20 protein-coding genes and 1 tRNA gene are annotated in these 15,195 nt (G+C 64.5%); 11 read left to right on the forward strand and 10 right to left on the reverse strand.

Annotated elements, in window-relative coordinates; translation table 11 throughout:
* Positions 1-26 precede the first annotated feature (26 nt).
* The gene (locus H2037_RS05885; RefSeq protein WP_292118959.1) at positions 27-215 is read left to right on the forward strand and encodes a DUF3008 family protein; all 189 of its coding nucleotides are present in this window, start codon (positions 27-29) and stop codon (positions 213-215) included.
* Positions 216-316: 101 nt separating this feature from the next.
* Positions 317-952 carry an exopolysaccharide biosynthesis protein gene (locus tag H2037_RS05890; protein WP_292118963.1) on the forward strand — a complete coding sequence of 212 codons (636 nt, stop codon included), beginning with the start codon at positions 317-319 and terminating at the stop codon, positions 950-952.
* 256 nt (positions 953-1,208) lie between these two features.
* Here H2037_RS05890 and flaF read toward each other — a convergent pair whose 3' ends face one another.
* Together flaF and flbT are read right to left on the reverse strand one after the other, a co-directional pair.
* On the reverse strand, positions 1,209-1,574 hold the full coding sequence (gene flaF, locus H2037_RS05895) for a flagellar biosynthesis regulator FlaF (RefSeq protein ID WP_292118965.1): 366 nt from the start codon (positions 1,572-1,574) through the stop codon (positions 1,209-1,211).
* The gene (gene flbT, locus H2037_RS05900; RefSeq protein WP_292118967.1) at positions 1,534-1,956 is read right to left on the reverse strand and encodes a flagellar biosynthesis repressor FlbT; all 423 of its coding nucleotides are present in this window, start codon (positions 1,954-1,956) and stop codon (positions 1,534-1,536) included. The genes flaF and flbT overlap by 41 nt, the downstream gene beginning before the upstream one ends.
* Positions 1,957-2,105: 149 nt before the next feature.
* Here flbT and H2037_RS05905 point away from each other — a divergent pair, with 149 nt between their 5' ends.
* The 7 genes from H2037_RS05905 (at position 2,106) to H2037_RS05935 (ending at position 6,405) form a co-directional block, all read left to right on the forward strand.
* Complete coding sequence (locus H2037_RS05905; protein WP_292118970.1) at positions 2,106-2,540, forward strand: hypothetical protein; 435 nt, start codon at positions 2,106-2,108, stop codon at positions 2,538-2,540.
* Positions 2,541-2,551: 11 nt separating this feature from the next.
* On the forward strand, positions 2,552-2,749 hold the full coding sequence (locus H2037_RS05910; RefSeq protein WP_292118974.1) for a hypothetical protein: 198 nt from the start codon (positions 2,552-2,554) through the stop codon (positions 2,747-2,749).
* A 63-nt stretch (positions 2,750-2,812) separates the two neighbouring features.
* Positions 2,813-3,673: a MoxR family ATPase gene (locus tag H2037_RS05915; protein ID WP_292118975.1), complete on the forward strand. Its 861-nt coding sequence runs from the start codon at positions 2,813-2,815 to the stop codon at positions 3,671-3,673.
* Positions 3,674-3,729: 56 nt separating this feature from the next.
* Positions 3,730-4,530, forward strand: coding sequence for a methyltransferase type 11 (locus H2037_RS05920; RefSeq protein ID WP_292118978.1), 801 nt, complete (start codon positions 3,730-3,732; stop codon positions 4,528-4,530).
* Positions 4,531-4,691: 161 nt separating this feature from the next.
* Entirely contained in the window at positions 4,692-5,285 is a 594-nt protein-coding gene (locus H2037_RS05925; RefSeq protein ID WP_292119296.1) for an HD family hydrolase, read from the forward strand.
* 2 nt (positions 5,286-5,287) lie between these two features.
* Positions 5,288-6,229 carry an NAD regulator gene (locus tag H2037_RS05930; protein ID WP_292118980.1) on the forward strand — a complete coding sequence of 314 codons (942 nt, stop codon included), beginning with the start codon at positions 5,288-5,290 and terminating at the stop codon, positions 6,227-6,229.
* 86 nt (positions 6,230-6,315) lie between these two features.
* Positions 6,316-6,405: transfer RNA gene (locus H2037_RS05935), tRNA-Ser, on the forward strand.
* Positions 6,406-6,447: 42 nt separating this feature from the next.
* On the opposite strand, the gene H2037_RS05940 is transcribed toward H2037_RS05935, so the two are convergent.
* Positions 6,448-7,026: a hypothetical protein gene (locus H2037_RS05940; RefSeq protein WP_292118983.1), complete on the reverse strand. Its 579-nt coding sequence runs from the start codon at positions 7,024-7,026 to the stop codon at positions 6,448-6,450.
* 336 nt (positions 7,027-7,362) lie between these two features.
* Here H2037_RS05940 and H2037_RS05945 point away from each other — a divergent pair, with 336 nt between their 5' ends.
* Positions 7,363-7,869 carry a hypothetical protein gene (locus H2037_RS05945; protein ID WP_292118987.1) on the forward strand — a complete coding sequence of 169 codons (507 nt, stop codon included), beginning with the start codon at positions 7,363-7,365 and terminating at the stop codon, positions 7,867-7,869.
* On the forward strand, positions 7,866-8,018 hold the full coding sequence (locus H2037_RS05950) for a hypothetical protein (protein ID WP_292118990.1): 153 nt from the start codon (positions 7,866-7,868) through the stop codon (positions 8,016-8,018). The genes H2037_RS05945 and H2037_RS05950 overlap by 4 nt, the downstream gene beginning before the upstream one ends.
* 427 nt (positions 8,019-8,445) lie before the next feature.
* Here the strand turns inward: H2037_RS05950 and H2037_RS05955 are convergent, their stop codons facing one another.
* The 7 genes from H2037_RS05955 to H2037_RS05985 all read right to left on the reverse strand — a co-directional run bounded on the left by H2037_RS05955 (position 8,446) and on the right by H2037_RS05985 (position 14,915).
* On the reverse strand, positions 8,446-9,273 hold the full coding sequence (locus tag H2037_RS05955) for a hypothetical protein (protein WP_292118993.1): 828 nt from the start codon (positions 9,271-9,273) through the stop codon (positions 8,446-8,448).
* Entirely contained in the window at positions 9,270-11,594 is a 2,325-nt protein-coding gene (locus H2037_RS05960; protein ID WP_292118996.1) for a hypothetical protein, read from the reverse strand. Before H2037_RS05960 ends, H2037_RS05955 begins: the two co-directional genes overlap by 4 nt.
* A 121-nt stretch (positions 11,595-11,715) precedes the next feature.
* Positions 11,716-12,408 carry a hypothetical protein gene (locus tag H2037_RS05965; RefSeq protein WP_292118998.1) on the reverse strand — a complete coding sequence of 231 codons (693 nt, stop codon included), beginning with the start codon at positions 12,406-12,408 and terminating at the stop codon, positions 11,716-11,718.
* Between the two features lie 2 nt (positions 12,409-12,410).
* Complete coding sequence (locus H2037_RS05970) at positions 12,411-12,758, reverse strand: hypothetical protein (protein ID WP_292119000.1); 348 nt, start codon at positions 12,756-12,758, stop codon at positions 12,411-12,413.
* An 11-nt stretch (positions 12,759-12,769) separates the two neighbouring features.
* On the reverse strand, positions 12,770-13,000 hold the full coding sequence (locus H2037_RS05975) for a hypothetical protein (protein ID WP_292119005.1): 231 nt from the start codon (positions 12,998-13,000) through the stop codon (positions 12,770-12,772).
* The gene (locus H2037_RS05980) at positions 12,997-14,478 is read right to left on the reverse strand and encodes a hypothetical protein (protein WP_292119008.1); all 1,482 of its coding nucleotides are present in this window, start codon (positions 14,476-14,478) and stop codon (positions 12,997-12,999) included. The genes H2037_RS05975 and H2037_RS05980 overlap by 4 nt, the downstream gene beginning before the upstream one ends.
* Positions 14,475-14,915: a hypothetical protein gene (locus tag H2037_RS05985; RefSeq protein ID WP_292119010.1), complete on the reverse strand. Its 441-nt coding sequence runs from the start codon at positions 14,913-14,915 to the stop codon at positions 14,475-14,477. Before H2037_RS05985 ends, H2037_RS05980 begins: the two co-directional genes overlap by 4 nt.
* Positions 14,916-15,195 lie beyond the last annotated feature (280 nt).

Consider the following 15,195-nt stretch of genomic DNA (forward strand, 5'->3'; position numbering starts at 1 on the left):
TTTCTTCCGATCGGAAGGAGGCCCCCATGCCCGCAAAATCAGCAGCCCAGCAAAAGGCCGCCGGCGCCGCTCTGTCGGCCAAACGCGGCGACACGCCCAAGTCCGAATTGAAGGGCGCATCCAAGTCGATGGTCGAGTCCATGAGCGAGAAACAGCTCGAGGAATTCGCCCATACGAAACGGAAGGACAAACCCGAACACGCGGCCAAGAAATAAGGGCCCAAGACGCGATTATTCGGATTTGTTGCCGTTCTGTAAGTGGCGGGGAAACGCCTGTTCGCCTACATGGCTCGTACCCCCAGCCGAGCGCCGTCCTGATGCCTTACTCCGTCAATCAGAACGATCTTCGGCGCTTCTCGGACGTGATCGAAGATCTGGGTCAGTCGGACGACCCGAAGTTGAAGCTGGAAGAGCTGGTCGCCGCTTTCGGCGAGCGCGGGTTCGGGGCGATGATCCTGATCCTGTCCATGCTGGCCCTGCTGCCCTGGCCGCCGGGCGGCAAGGCCGTCTTCGCTATGCCCATCATTCTGATGTCGCTGGAGCTGGCCTTCCAGCGCGACTCGATCTGGCTGCCCCGCTGGGCTCTTCGCGCCTCAATCAGTCGCCCCGCCTACCGCTCCGGGGTATCGCGGATCATGAAGACCGTCCGCTACGTCGAAAATCTGACGCGGCCTCGACTCCCCTTGTTGACCGGCGAGGTCGCCGACACGGTCACCGGCCTCATCTGCGTGATCCTGGCGCTGATCATGGCCCTGCCCATCCCGTTCGGCGACGCCCTTCCCGGCATCGCAATGATCTTCTTCGCCCTCGGCATGATGCAGAGGGACGGAATCGCCATTCTGCTGGGCGCGCTCGCGACCGGCGGATGCGCCCTCTACCTGTTCCTCATCTGGCACACGGTGTTCGAGGTCACTCACCACGCCGCCGGATGGTTGGCCCAGATATTCCACTAGCCGAGCCATACAAAAGGGCCGCCGCGTCGCCGCGACGGCCCTTCATTGTCTGACCGCGAGCGGCCGGACCACAACACTCAGCCTGAAAGGATCAGGCCCGGACCTCTCCGAGGACCAGGGTCGCGGCCACCGCACGCGATTGATGACAATGAGACACTGGATCACCTCCTTTCGACTGTTAAACAGGGAGGTGAAAGGTAAGACGCCTCAACGTCTTGCAGCAATAGGCTTCGCGATTTCGTGAAGCGGACCCGCCTCAGGCCGCCTGCTGGGCCCCAGCGGACAGGCCCTGCATCATCATTCGGTTGATGTCGATCAGGTCCTGGAACGTCTCTTCCCCACGCATGACCGCCGAGGAGTGACGATTGACGAACAGACTCAGCGAAATGATCTGCGCCCGCATGGGCGCAGGCAGAACATTCGTCGGCTCGCTGCAATCCGTGGCCAAGGTCGACCACAGGCGACGATTCCAGTCGAGCGCATCTATGCGCGTCGCGAGATCGCCCTCATCGACCGTCGAGGCATGAACCAATGCGCGCGTCACCTGGCCGAACAGTCGGTACTCCAGGTCGCGCGGCGTCTCAGCCCGCGACGTCGCCGCCTTGTACGCCTGAAGCGACATTCAGCACCTTCTCTTCGTATTCGACAATCTTCCGGGCGGCCATCAGGGCCTTGTAGTATTCGCGCGCCAGCACGTGCCGCGACGCCGACACGCATTCGGCGAGAATAAGGGGGTTCTTGGTCGCGCTCATGAACTCGGAAATACGCAGCGCCAACTCGTCGTAGAATTTGGCGGCGGAAGCCTCGTCCAGGTACATCATCATGATCGGGAAATAGATGCGTCGGGCAGGCGTCGTGACCTCCTCCGCCTGCATGATGTCCTTCTCGCGCAGCACGCTGGCGCGGTTCTGAAGGATCAGCACGCCACGACGGTCGCCGTTCTGGACCACTGCGCCGTTCAGAACGAACTTCTCGCCAGGCTTCAAAGACAGCTTCAGAGCCATGGACGACCGAACTCCCGACAGGCGCGATCGACCTTATGGACCGCCTCGATGAATGGACCTTAAGGCGAGATGGTTAACCATCCCTTGTCTCTGTGATCGGTGGAACAGCCTCGGGGACGGAGCGTTTCATCCGGGTACAGGAGGCGACAATGCCGGATGATGATTATCAGGACGACCAGGCGCAGTCCGAGGTCTTCGACGAGACCCATATCGACGACGAAGGCGACGGCGACATCCTGCTGGACGAGGCCGACCAGGTGATCGATGTCACCCAGACAGACGACGACGCCGAGGACTTCGACGAAGACGACCTCGATATCGACGATCAGTTGGCGTTGGACGGCGTGGAGCGCGACGCGGACGCCCTGTTAGGGATGGATGGACAGACGATCAGCCAGACCGACGCCGACAGCAATGGACTGCGGGCGAACGACGAGATCGAGTTGGTCTATTCCGGCCTGATGGAAAACGAGCGCGGGGCCCAGGCCAGCGCCGCCCACTGGGAAGCCAGGCGTCTCGATGACGACGACATCGAACAACTCGGCTACGCCCCCGACCCCGAATCCGATCAGCCCCCGCGCTAAGGAGACAAGACATGGAAGACCACAAGAATAAGCCCGACGAATCCGCGAACACGCCCTATGCCAAGACCAGGGTTCCAGAAGAAGGAAAGCCTGATCAACTCGCAGACAGGCTGCGGCCCGGGGAGAGCCGCGAGGAGGCGCTCGTGGACGAAGGCGTCGAAGAAACCTTCCCCGCCAGCGACCCTGTTTCGGCCAAGCATATCACCTGATCGCTGTTCATATTTGATCCAATCGGCTAACCCGCTTCGTGACATTCACGGAGCGGGTTTTTCATGAGCCGGTTCGAAGGCACAGATCGCTATATCGCCACTGCGGATCTCAAGGTCGCGGTCAATGCCGCCGTGGCCCTCGAGCGGCCGCTGCTGATCAAGGGCGAGCCGGGCACGGGCAAGACCGTCCTGGCCTATGAGATCGCCAAGGCCTTCGACGCCCCGCTGATCACCTGGCACGTCAAGTCGACCACCAAGGCGCACAACGGCCTCTATGAATATGACGCCGTCAGCCGGCTCCGCGACAGCCAGCTGGGCGAGGCGCGGGTTCATGACGTCCGCAACTATCTGAAGAAGGGCAAGCTGTGGGAGGCGTTCACCGCCCCCGCCCGCCCCGTTCTGCTGATCGACGAGATCGACAAGGCCGATATCGAATTCCCCAACGACCTCCTGCAGGAGCTCGACCGGATGGAATTCTACGTCCAGGAAATCGACGAGACGATCCGGGCCGAGGTTCGTCCCATCGTCATCATCACCTCGAACAACGAGAAGGAACTGCCGGACGCCTTCCTGCGCCGCTGCTTCTTCCACTATATCCGCTTCCCCGACGCCGAGACGCTGACGTCGATCGTTGACGTCCACTTCCCCGGCATCAAGCCGCGCCTGGTCTCCGAGGCCCTGAAGACCTTCTACGAAATCCGCGACACGCCCGGCCTGAAGAAGAAGCCGTCGACGTCCGAGCTGCTCGACTGGCTCAAGCTTCTGCTGGTCGAGGATATCGACGCCGAAACCCTGCGCGAGAAGACGCCCAACCGGCTGATCCCTCCCCTTCACGGCGCCCTGTTGAAGAACGAGCAGGACGTGCACCTGTTCGAGCGATTGGCTTTCCTGGGACGGCGCGAAGGCGGGCGTCCCGGCGGCTGATCGGCATTACCGCGATTTCACTGGATCATCCTCTCGCGTCGCCCAGAATGAGCGCCATGCCCGTAACCGCCCCGCATCGTTTCGTGATCGCAGGCCTCATGGCCGCCGGCCTCGGGGTCGGCCTGGGCGGCTGCGACGGCGAGAACGCGGTCCGGATCACCACCACGACCAGCTCCGACGGCGAGACCAAGGGCGTTCTCAGGGTCGTGGACGCCCTGAAATGCCCGGACACCATGGGCGTCCTGACCCGCAAGGGGTCGGCCAATCCCGGTGGAGGCTCCTGCACCTACGGCGGACCCCGCGGCGCTGAGGTGGTCCTGTATCTGATCCCGCTGGACGAGCGCTCGGCGGAGGAAGTCTTGCGGGACTACGAGCGACGGTTGTCGGACGAAATCCCCCGGGCCGCGGTGCGGATCGATGCCCGCCAGGCGGGGGGCCAGGAGGAAGCCTCGGTTCAGGCGCCCGGCGTCGATATTCAGACCAAGGGCGAAGACGCCACCGTCAGCCTGCCCGGTATTCACATTCAGACCCAGGGCGAAAACGCCACGGTCCGTATCGCCGGCATCAACATCCAGTCCAAGGACGGCCAGGGCGTGCGCACTGAAAAGAGCACTGTCAGCGTCCAATCCGATGGTGAAACGACCCAGGTCCGCACCCAGGCGCCCGGCGAAGCCACGCGCATGACCTTCGTGCTCATCGACGACAGCGTCGAGCCCGGCGCCTGGAGCCAGGTGGGTTTCGAGGCGCGAGGTCCGGTCGGCGGCCCGCTGGTAGTCGCCACGGTGCGGTCCAAGGCGGCCAAGGATCGGGTCTTTGACGCCGCCAAGGATCTGGTCGCCCTGAACGTCGGCGACTGACGGATTTTTTCGGCTCGATCTCTCGCTCACAGCGACAGGATTCGGCGCGACGCCTTGATCCTCGGCTCGCTTTGCGTCACCTGACCAGCCCACAAGCGATCAGGATCGACGATTTGGCCGAGCGCCCCAAGAAGAAGACCGAAGTCCGCGCCTGGCAGCGCATGCTGTCCGGCCGCCGCCTTGACCTGCTCGACCCCTCACCCTTCGACATCGAGATCGAGGACATCGCCCACGGCCTGGCCCGCGTCGCGCGCTGGAACGGCCAGACGATCGGCGAACACGCCTTCTCGGTCGCCCAGCACAGCGTCGTGGTCGAGGAGATCGCCGCCCATATCAAGCCGGGCCTGGATCCGAAATGGCGGCTGGCCGCCCTGCTGCACGACGCCTCCGAATACGTCATCGGCGACATGATCTCGCCGTTCAAGGCGGCGCTCGGCTCGAGTTACAAGGATTTCGAGGCGCGGCTGGAGGCAGCCATACACGTCCGCTACGGCCTGCCGCCCAAGACGCCCCAGACGATCAAGACCCTGATCAAGAAGGCCGACAAGGCCTGCGCCTATTTCGAGGCGACCCAGTTGGCGGGGTTCAACGAGAAGGAATCCCTCAGCCTGTTCGGTTCTCCGCCCATCGACTACAGCCTGACGATCGAGCCCCAGCCGGCGTCGGTCGCCCAGGCGCGGTATCTGGAGCGCTATCAGGTCCTGGCCAAGGCGGTCGGCCTCCTTCCCGCCGACGACGCCTGGCACACGGAATAGTCATGGCGGGCGCGGCGGATCAGGGCGTTCGGATCGGCCTGTCGGTCGTCGTCATGACGCTGAAGGACCGCAAGGCCGTCGTCCTGACCACCCAGGCCGAGGACGGGGCGCGGGTTCTGCCCTTCGGCCCCTTCGATCCGGCCCGCGACCGCACCTTTGAACGCGCCCTGCGCGACTTCGTGACCCAACAGACCGGCTTCCGGCTGGGGTTCGTCGAACAGCTCTACACCTTCGGCGACGCCGGCCGCGGCGGCGCCTCCACGCCTGGACGACAACGCGACGTCTCGGTCGGCTATCTGGCCCTGACCTCCGACGCGGCCGAGGGCCAGACCCACGACGCCCGCTGGGACGCCGTCCTCGACGTCTTCCCCTGGGAAGACCGCCGCACCCCGGGCGCCGACCTGCAACAGGCCCTGGTCGACGGCCTGACCCATTGGGCGGGCGGCGACGACCGCCGCTGGGCCCGCGCCCGCGCCCTGTTCGCCCTGAGCCCCGAGCACCGCTGGAACGAGGAACGGGTGCTGGAACGCTATGAGCTGTTGTACGAGGCGCGGCTGGTCGAGGAGGCCTGGCGCGACGCCGGGCAGACCCCGCCCGACGCCGCCCCGCCCCTCCCCGGCATGACCATGGGATCGGACCACCGCCGCATCCTGGCGACCGGCCTGGGGCGGCTGCGCAGCAAGCTGAAATACCGACCGGTGCTGTTCGACCTGACGCCGAACGTCTTCACCCTGTCCGAACTCCAGGCCGCCGCCGAAGCCGTCTCGGGACTGACGCTTCACAAGCAGAATTTTCGTCGCGGAGTCGAACGGACCGGCCTGGTCGAACCCACCGGACGACTGTCCTCGGCCACCGGCGGACGCCCGGCGGAACTGTTTCGATTCAAGGGCGTCGATCCCCAGACAGGCGCCGCTCCGGGCCTGTCCCTGCCGGCGCAAAGATAGGGTCCGATTTCTTTCAAAGACCGCTTGCGGTGCAGGCCGCCTGCCATTAGAGAAGCCGCTCGCTCGACCAAGCGACTATGCACCGCGGAGAGGTGGCAGAGTGGTCGAATGTACCGCACTCGAAATGCGGCGTGCCTGGAAGGGTACCGTGGGTTCGAATCCCACCCTCTCCGCCATTTCCTATTGATTTAACTCAAGAAAAAGCCCGCGCCGGGGCCTTACCCATCAATCGGCCCATCATCGCGATTTCTTCCCTCTGAACGGCGTCCGCGCTCGTATCTGAGGTGCAGGCTGTGCTTCAATCGCGGTGGCTTCTCGCCTTCATGCAGCGTGCGTAACAGGGTCTCACCGCTCAACCGGGGGTGCGTCACGTGGTTCATAAGGTGGATGTGCGGACCGGCCACCCAGTGCTCCCCCGACGTATCCCGCTGGTCGAAATAGAGCAGGTGCCACTCGTGCCGAAACTCCTCAAGCCAGAAGAAATGCGCGTTGAAGAGCCGCCTCTCCCGAAACGTCGCCATTACCTTATTGACCGTTGTCTGTGCCCCGCTTGAAAGCCGGCCGACGCCATTGGTCGCTAGCGCATCCAGGTTCTCGGGCGACAGATGGAGGTGCGGCGGGTGGTAGTGTCGGTGGATCGCGATGTGACCGATAGGAATGGCGCCGACATCGCTCGCGAGGATGAGCCCTGTTAAGTCGTCATCGCGAACCGTGACGTCCCTAGCATAGGCCTTTAGGGCCTGCTTGTCGGCTATATCCAGGAACTCAAGGAAATCTAAGGTCTGCTGAGATGCCATCGCGGCAGCGTAGGGCTAGGCCGCGAACGACGAAACCCCGCCTCTTGCGAGACGGGGTATTTCCGTTCATCGTGTCCGTGGGCGTAGAAACCCGGACTGAAGATAGGTCGAGCGATCCGTTGGCGCGGAAAGCCGACTGAATGCGGAGCTTGGCGGCTCTCGCGACGGTAGAGGTTGGCGCCTCTGACCGACCGACATCCTATGTCGGGAGGCTGGCGCCATACAATACCCTCGCGGGAAAATCGTCAGGCCTGTCTCTTCAGCAGGTTTCTACCCTCCCGATACCAGGCGGTCCCTGGTGATGGCCGTAGAAAGCCTGAACCTGAAGAGCTACCCATGACCCACATTATCGCCCTCGACGGGCAATGGGAGGGCCTGCGCGCCTTCCCCCGCACACTTCGCACACCTGACCACCGCAAGCGCTTGGAGGCCGCCCTAGACCGGCTTGGCGGACTATATGAGCAGATGGCGACCCGCGCTGCCCTGCTGACCGCGGGTATGGATCGGGTGGATGGCCTCCGAGCCGGGATGATCGATCAACTCGACGCGATGGACGGCGACGCCGACCTAGAGCCGACACTGTGCCACCCCGGCGCCTGGGGCAGTGACCACCTCGACGGAATTGAGGACGATCGCTCTGACTTCGAGCCAGACAGCGACGGTGAACCTGATAACGACGAGGAGCCCAGTCTCTGCGGCGAGATCGGGCTGCCCCACCAGGGCCATGCCGTCGGGTCTGGCGTTACAGGGTTCGGGTCCTTCGGCGAGATCACCTACGACCTAGAGGCTCAGTGCGAGGACGAAGGGCACGAAAGTGACCGCGAACCGGAGGACGGCGAATGATCGCCGCCAACGACAACTGGCCGCCCATGACGTCAGACACCCGGGCGGCGATGGTCGAGGCGATCCTTGAAGAGTTCGACTTGCTCTGCCTCGGCACGCCCTCACCTGATCGGATCGAAGCGGAAATCCGTCAAAGGACGATCCACTAGGGCGGCGGGGGGCTGCCGGGATTTCGGCAGCCCCCTAGCCTAGCTTGGTGCACCGCTCTGAAGCCCCCTCAGGGCAAAGCGCTCGGATCGTGTAGGGCCGCAGCCTGCCGTCCGGCATTTCGGCCATGCATGTGACGGCCTGGGGCAGATCGGGGCTCACAACCATTGGCTCAGATCTCGACGGGCGCGCCATGGACCACTCCGCATCTGTCGCCGCCTTCAGCCTCAAACCCACGATGCAATGAGCGGCGAAATCTGCGCCTTTGATGCTGCCGCCTGTCTCGATGCGGCGGTCCCGCTCATTGGTCGCCATGAAGACTACCAACAGCGCTACCACGCCCGCCACGACCAGGAGAAGGACGGCGCCGCCGCAACCTACAGCGCCCTTCCCCATCGACTTCCAGCTATCGCCCGCCATTGCTCTTCCTCATCGCCGCCGGCGAAGTCGTAGCAGAGCCATCGCCCGTTCGCACCAAAGGAGCGCCAGGGCGACGGGGCGTCCTATCCGCTCGGCTCGGCGGTTCATGCGGATGCGGTGAAGCGTGACGGCCAGATTCCCATGGCCGGACATCAGCACCCTCAAGCGATCCTGTTCTGCGCCGTCGATGGGGCCGACGGTCCAGCTCTCAATATGGACCGATCCGCCCGGCGAGGTCGGAGCCCGAAGCACGAACGCCAAGAGGTCGCCGCCCAGCAACAGTGGGTCCGATGCCCCTTCGACCATCGAAAGATATTCTGAGCGGGCTCGCTTCTTTCGGTCATCGGCTACCTGGCGCGCGACGATTTCAACCATCCGGTCCACGCTGCTGCCTGTCGCCGGCATGGCCTCCAGTTCTGCAACGTCAGAAGGCGGGGGCTTAAGCGTATACCCGTCACCCAGGGCCACCGGCTCGAAACCGTCGCGGGAGTGCATAATCCAGCCCTGGACACGCTGCGCCTGTCGGCTCCACCCCCAAATAAACATCGACGACCGATGGGCAGACTGATCATCCAGCGCCGAAAGGGTGCCCTTCAGCAGCGCCGCTTGGGTCGGCAGGACATCGTCGAGATCAGCCCCCAGCGATAGCTGCAGGTGGGTGAGCCATCGGTCGAACAGGTCACCGCTGCCTGTGGAGGCAATGAGGACACCCAGGCGCTGGATAGGCACGACCTTGCTCGCGAAACCCGTTGGTCCCACAGCCCGGAAGGTGCCCGCCTGAGTGTCGCAGACCACCAAACAGGCCTCAGCTGTCAGAAGGGAATTCACAAGGCTCACAGAATCACCTCCGAGGGGCCGCTGAGCGTGATGTATGCCCCATCGCCATCTGGCGTCAGCCCCATGGCCAGACCGCCGTTGGCGAAGCCCGGCAGACGTCCACCGTTGATCATCTCCAAAAGCGGCAGGTGCTTGCGGGTCTGCTCGGCGTTGATGACAAACTCGCCGTTCGAAAGACGGGCCAGGATGCTGTCGGACTTTTCCGACCCTGGCCCACTCACCCGTCCGCCGCCCGCAAAGCCGAGGAACCCAGCGATTTTCGTAAGCCAGGACGCCCCCTGCGCCGCGCCCTGTGACGCGCCAACTGCCTTAGCTCCGACTGTGGCGCCGTTGCCGCCGCCGAACAACATGCGGGCCAGCGGTTCGGTGATCGACTGGCGGACCGCGATCGCTGCAAGATCGGCGATGATCTGGCGGGCGACATTGGAGAACACTTCACCGAGATTGCGGCTGTTCACGATGGCGTCCACCAGGCCGGCGTTGAGCGCGTCTAGCCCGCTGGCGGCAACGTCCTCATAGGCCTCCCGTATCTGGTCGGCATCGGTGAGGGCGCGCTCCCTCCACTGATCCAGCGGCCCCATGGTGTCGCGGATGACGCCCTCGGTTTGCGCTTTGAAAACCCGGTCCTGGTCAGCCAGCATCGCAGCTTGTGTCTGTGGCGAAGACTTAAGGAAGTTGGGGTCGCGCTGCATGTCCTCCCGCGCCCGGCGTTGCGCCTCCTTCAGAAGATCAAGCTCGATGACCCGGCGCGCCGCCGCCGATTTCGCGGCTCCCGCCTGCAACGACAAGAGCTGGACCGTCAGATCGCTGACCATACGCTCCTGGGCGATCCGTTCATCATCGAGATCGCGAAGGAGAATGGCGTTGCGGACCCGATCCTCGCGGAGAGCGACTTCGCGGTTCGCGGCGTCCAACTGCTGACGCTCCGCCTTCGTGATGTCCTTTCGTGCCTCTCGGCTGTCGAGTTGCGCTTTCTCCGCCGCTCGCTCAGCAGCAAGTTGGGCGGTTTCAGAGTCGAACCTCTGCTGCACGGTCATCGTCTCTTCGTCGATGATCCCCAGCGCGCGGGCGCGGAGCTTGTTGATTTCGGACTCCACCCTTTCGGCGCGACGAGCCTCCCGTTCGGCCGAGCGATCCACCGGGACGCGGGGGGCTGGAATGTCCAGTGTGCCGCCCGATGTCCGGTCGGTCCGCTGCGGCGCGGCCGTCAGTGCTCGCTCATTCTTCAGCCGGTAGATCTCGTTGATCTGTTCTTGGTTGCGGGTGAATGTCTCGTAAGCGTTCGGCCCCATGCTGCGCGCCATGATCGCGCCGCCCGCCCCGGCTGCGCCGCCAGAAGACCCAATCACCGTCGGACGGTCCGCCTCACGCCCCTTCATGGCGTCGACGGACCCATATCGGAGCATCAGGTTGGAGTTCTCTACGGTCAGGCGCTGAAGCTGCCGGTCGAGGCCGCGCGTCGTTCGGTCATCCAACTGGCGCCATGCGTCCATAGCGTCACCGAGAGCGACAGCTAGTTGCGCCACCCATCCCACCACCGTCATGATTGCGGGCACCAGGTCGATGAAAGCCGACTTTAGCTGGATATCGATGATCTGGCTGAGCGTGTCGAACTCGCCTTGGGCGGCGCTCGCTCGGCGGATCATCTCCTGGTCCATGACGATGCCCAGGCTGCGGGCTTCATCTCTCAGCGTTGCGACATCGACGGCGCTATCACGCAGGGCGTTGGAGAGCGGGCCAAGGCCTAGTTGTTCCGCAATCGCAGCCCGGTCCGCTTCCGACTTCAGGTTCTTGATCGCATCAGTGACGAAGTCGAGCGCTTCCTCGGTGGACTTGAACCCGCGCAACTCTTCGGGGCCGATCTTGAGGAAGCCGAAGGCCTTCATGGCGGATTTCGAGGTGCCTGCCGTGGCCTGCGCCAGCTTGTTGGCGAAGCTGTCTAATGCCTTGTCGGCGTCCTTGGCGTCGGCGCCGGTTTGCTGTGCGACGAACCGCCATTCCTGCAACGCATCGGTGCCAACGCCCACCTTCCGCGCACTGTTCGCCAGATCGTCCGCCATGCGGAGCCCTTGGACGCCTAGGTTCAGCGCCCCCGCCACCGCGAGCCCGAACAGGGTCACCAGACCTGTGACCACCGTCGATAGCTTCCCGACCACCCCTGAGAGGGCGTCCCCGATGCGGCTTCCGCCGGCGCCAGCTTGGGCTTCCATCCTGCCGGTCGACATTTTCAGGTCGAGTTCGGCGGCGTCCAAATCCTGCTTTAGTCTGTCCTTCGTCGCGCGAATCTCGAAGGAAGCGCTTCCGACTACCGGACCGCTCATGTGTCACCTTTCAAAGAATAGCCCCCCGCGACAGCAAGCGCGGGGGGCAGTTGATGCGGCGGCTCCGAACGACCAGAACCCGCCGCTACGCCGGAAACCCTCAAGAACCGGCGCTCGGACATCAGGCCACCTCAGAGAAGGTCGGCGGCTCGATGCCCAAGTCATTCGCTGCTTTGCGAGCGCCACTGGCGAGGCCAGGGAGCAAGCTGCGCAGGATTTCGTGCGACCGATGGAAGGCGCGCTCGTCTTCGCAGTGCTGGCGGTGACGCTCGGCGGCTTCCTTGATCGTCTGATATTCGGCGACGGCGTCTGCGTGGGCTGAGACGCAGCGCTGCAGCTCGTGTTCGGAGCGTGCGCGGTCCGCGTCCTCCTTTGCGGCGGCGCCGCGCTCAGCCTGCAGGCGGCTCTTTTCGATGAAACCCCAGACGTGGCACGCTTCGACGATTAGGTTCTGGTGCCGCAGCTGCGACTGATCGCGTGGGATCAGGCCGCCGATGCCATGACGCGCCCGCCACGAAGCCTCGTCGGGATGTTCGAACCCGACCGGCCGCTCTTCGGTGAAAAACCGTTCCCGGAGCGCTTGGCGTTCGCTGGCGCTTGGCGCACGGAGCGGCCCGTTGCCAGGATGAAGTTGGTCGCGGATTTGCTCGATGCGTTTTTCCGCATCGCCGTCCCTGATCATCAGCGGGTCCGGGTTCATCGGATGGATCGGCGGCCAAGCCGGGCAACCGGCCAGGTCCGCGCCATAGAACTCAGCCGGATCCAGGGCCATCGACAGATCGATCACCGGCTTTACGTCTTCGACGTCCGCCATGGTCAGTCCTCCGCCTTCGGCAGTTTGTAATGGCTCTGCGAGATCGGCTTGACGGTGTTTGTCACCTGCTCACCGTCGTGGATCGCTTTCGGCGGCGTGTGGCCTGGGCGGTCGGCGGGAAGCCGATATCCGAGGCGGCTCTTGTCTGCGGCGTTAGCGACCGCTTGGCCGCCGGCCGGCAGCCGGAAACCAAACGGGCCGGCAAGGCGCTCGGTGTTGACCACGGGCTGAGCCTCGGCCTCTTGGCGGCCCAGCTCCTTGCCGACCTCCATAGCCACCAGCAGGCCGATCTGCGCAGCCAGCGTGGGTTCGCCTTTCGGCTTGTCGTTTGTGATCGCGGTCTTGGTCATGGGTATTCCTTTCAATGCAGGGAGAAATCACCCTCGGCCCGCTCACGCATGGCGTGCTCGGCGAGGATCGGGTTGATGAGCGTTGCGATAGCGTGGCTGACTTCGGCTTCCGCCTGGGCCTGGCCGACGGCGTCGCGACGGGCTATTTCGGCGGCCAGGCGTTCGACTTGCTGACGCAGGCTCTCGAAAGCCTCGTCCGAGACCTCGTCATTGACTGACGGCGCGGGGGGCTGGTCCGTCATGCTGACGCTCCTGACGTGTAACGGGGCGCAACGCGGGCCGATCTCTGAGCGCGGCCGTCGCGGAGGCCTGATTTGAGGAACAGGGCCACGGTCGAGGTTTTGCGGGGCTGGATCAGCGACAGCACACCGGCAACGGCGTTGGCCAAGTCGTCATGACCGTTAGGGGCGTGGTCGATCGAGTCCTTGCCACCCCTCGCCACGCGACGCTCCAGGCCCACGATCTGGGTCACCAGGACGGGGTTATCGAGCAGGTCCGCCGTCCGGCTGTTCAGGCCGGGCAGCATGTCGCGGTAGAGATCGCTCCGGGGCCGGTCTGCGATGTTGTAGGCGACACCGTTCTTGCGGAAACGCTCGCGGGGCCACTCGCCGGCGTAACGGTCCCCGGTGACTTCGGTGATCCCATATTCCTTCAGCAGGCCGCAGAAGTCTTCCACGACAGCCTCAGGGCTGAAGGGCGGCTTGCGCTCTCTCACGGCGTCCAGGACCGCCGTCTCGCCATCAGCATGGCCAATGGCCAGCGTCATGGCGTCGTTCGACCCACCAGATGGATCGACGAAGGCGAAATAGCTGACCCAGCCCACCGGCCGGCGCTCGGTGACGCCCTGCGAAACGCAAGCGTCCACTACGTCCCGGTCGATGAAGGCCTGAACGTCGTTGCGGAACTCCCCGCCATATTCAGACGCCGCCGCCGCCGCGTCACGAGCGTAGGCCCGATCAACGACCCGCTGAGGAAGTGTCGAGTTGAACTCGCGCGATGCCCCCTTCGCGACGAGAACCACGGGATCGCCATTGGCGCCGTAGTCGCGGCGGAAGGTACCATACAGTTCACCCCGCTTGGCGTAGGGGCTGGAGATCACGAAGAGCGGACCGCCTGTCGTCGCAAGGGATGGACGGAGGGCGTTCAGGATCTCGCTGTCGGGGTTCGCAGCGCCCTCAATCTGCCAGAAGGCGATTTCATCCGCGATGGCCGCCACGGCTGTGATCGACCGCACGGTGCGGAAGTTGGCCGGCTTCACCTCGATGTCCACCAGCGTCGATAGACGGATGGTATCGGCCGTGGGCTCGCCTTCGATCAGGTCAGCCAAGACCGGCGAGTGCTGAAGGATGCCCTTGGCATGCATGAAGGCCCTGCCCGCCTGGGTGACGCTCGCCGCCAGGATGGGGATGACGCCCCGCTCGCCTGGGGCCAGGAAGGGGGCGTGATCGCAGAGACCACCCACGTATGCAGCGAGGGTGCCAGCAGCGCGGGTCTTGCCGCCTCGACGCCCCACGATGCCCCATAGCTCTTCGACCTGCTCCAAAGGCTCCAGATCGCGCTGGGTCAGGGCCGTGTAGATGGTCCGCTCATCTTGGGTCAGGGGCTCGCCCATGGCCGCGATCAGCAGCGTCCGCCAAGGGCGCCAGCTGTCACCCTCGATGGCCCCGCCCAGCAGGTTGGGATCGGTCAGGGCTTCGCGCATGGAGACGAGGGGCTTCATTCGGCCGCCTCGGGGACGTGCGCCACGCTGGCGCGGGTTTGGAGATAGGACGACACAGAGGCCGGGGCCGGTCGCCTGCGGCTGGGCTGACGCCGGTTCAGGGACGACAGGGCGCGGATGGCTCCGTTGGCTGCCCTGGTCATCTCTTCGGCGGGGACAGTCTCTCCGCGCGCCATCCGGGCTGTCAGGTCTTCGACGTGAACCTGCATCGATGCGGCGGCCCTGATCTGGAGCCGCGTCGCTTCTGTCATGGGCGTGGGCTGCTCGCTGGTCAGGGCTTCCACCAGGTCACGGTAGCGGCGGGCCGTCACCGACCGGCCGTCCACGCCAGGCAGCGAGGCAGAGCCGTTGGTTACACGGCTGCGACCACACCCCTTCCTGACAGCTTGGACCGACCTATGCACCGGCGAACAGACCTCGTTATTGATGGGTGGCATAGTGGGTGCAATCTCCCTCTAGGTCAACGATGGCGTGGCGGCTGGGGTTATCGGGGAGACAGTCTCCGCCCAACGTCTCAGCGGGCGGGAAAATGTCAGTGGTTCGGGCTGTCTCTGGGCACGGTTCCCAAGCCCACCTCTGGACCGGATCACCCTCGTGGACCTCGACGCAGTCAATCACCTGCAAGCCGGGGACATCCCCACCTGAGTGGAGACGGGACAGACGGGACACACCCCCTATAGGGGTGTCCCCTTTGTCCCCCTCAGGACATGTCCCCCG

It is taken from the genome of Brevundimonas sp. (assembly GCF_013912065.1).
Classification (GTDB): Bacteria; Pseudomonadota; Alphaproteobacteria; order Caulobacterales; family Caulobacteraceae; genus Brevundimonas.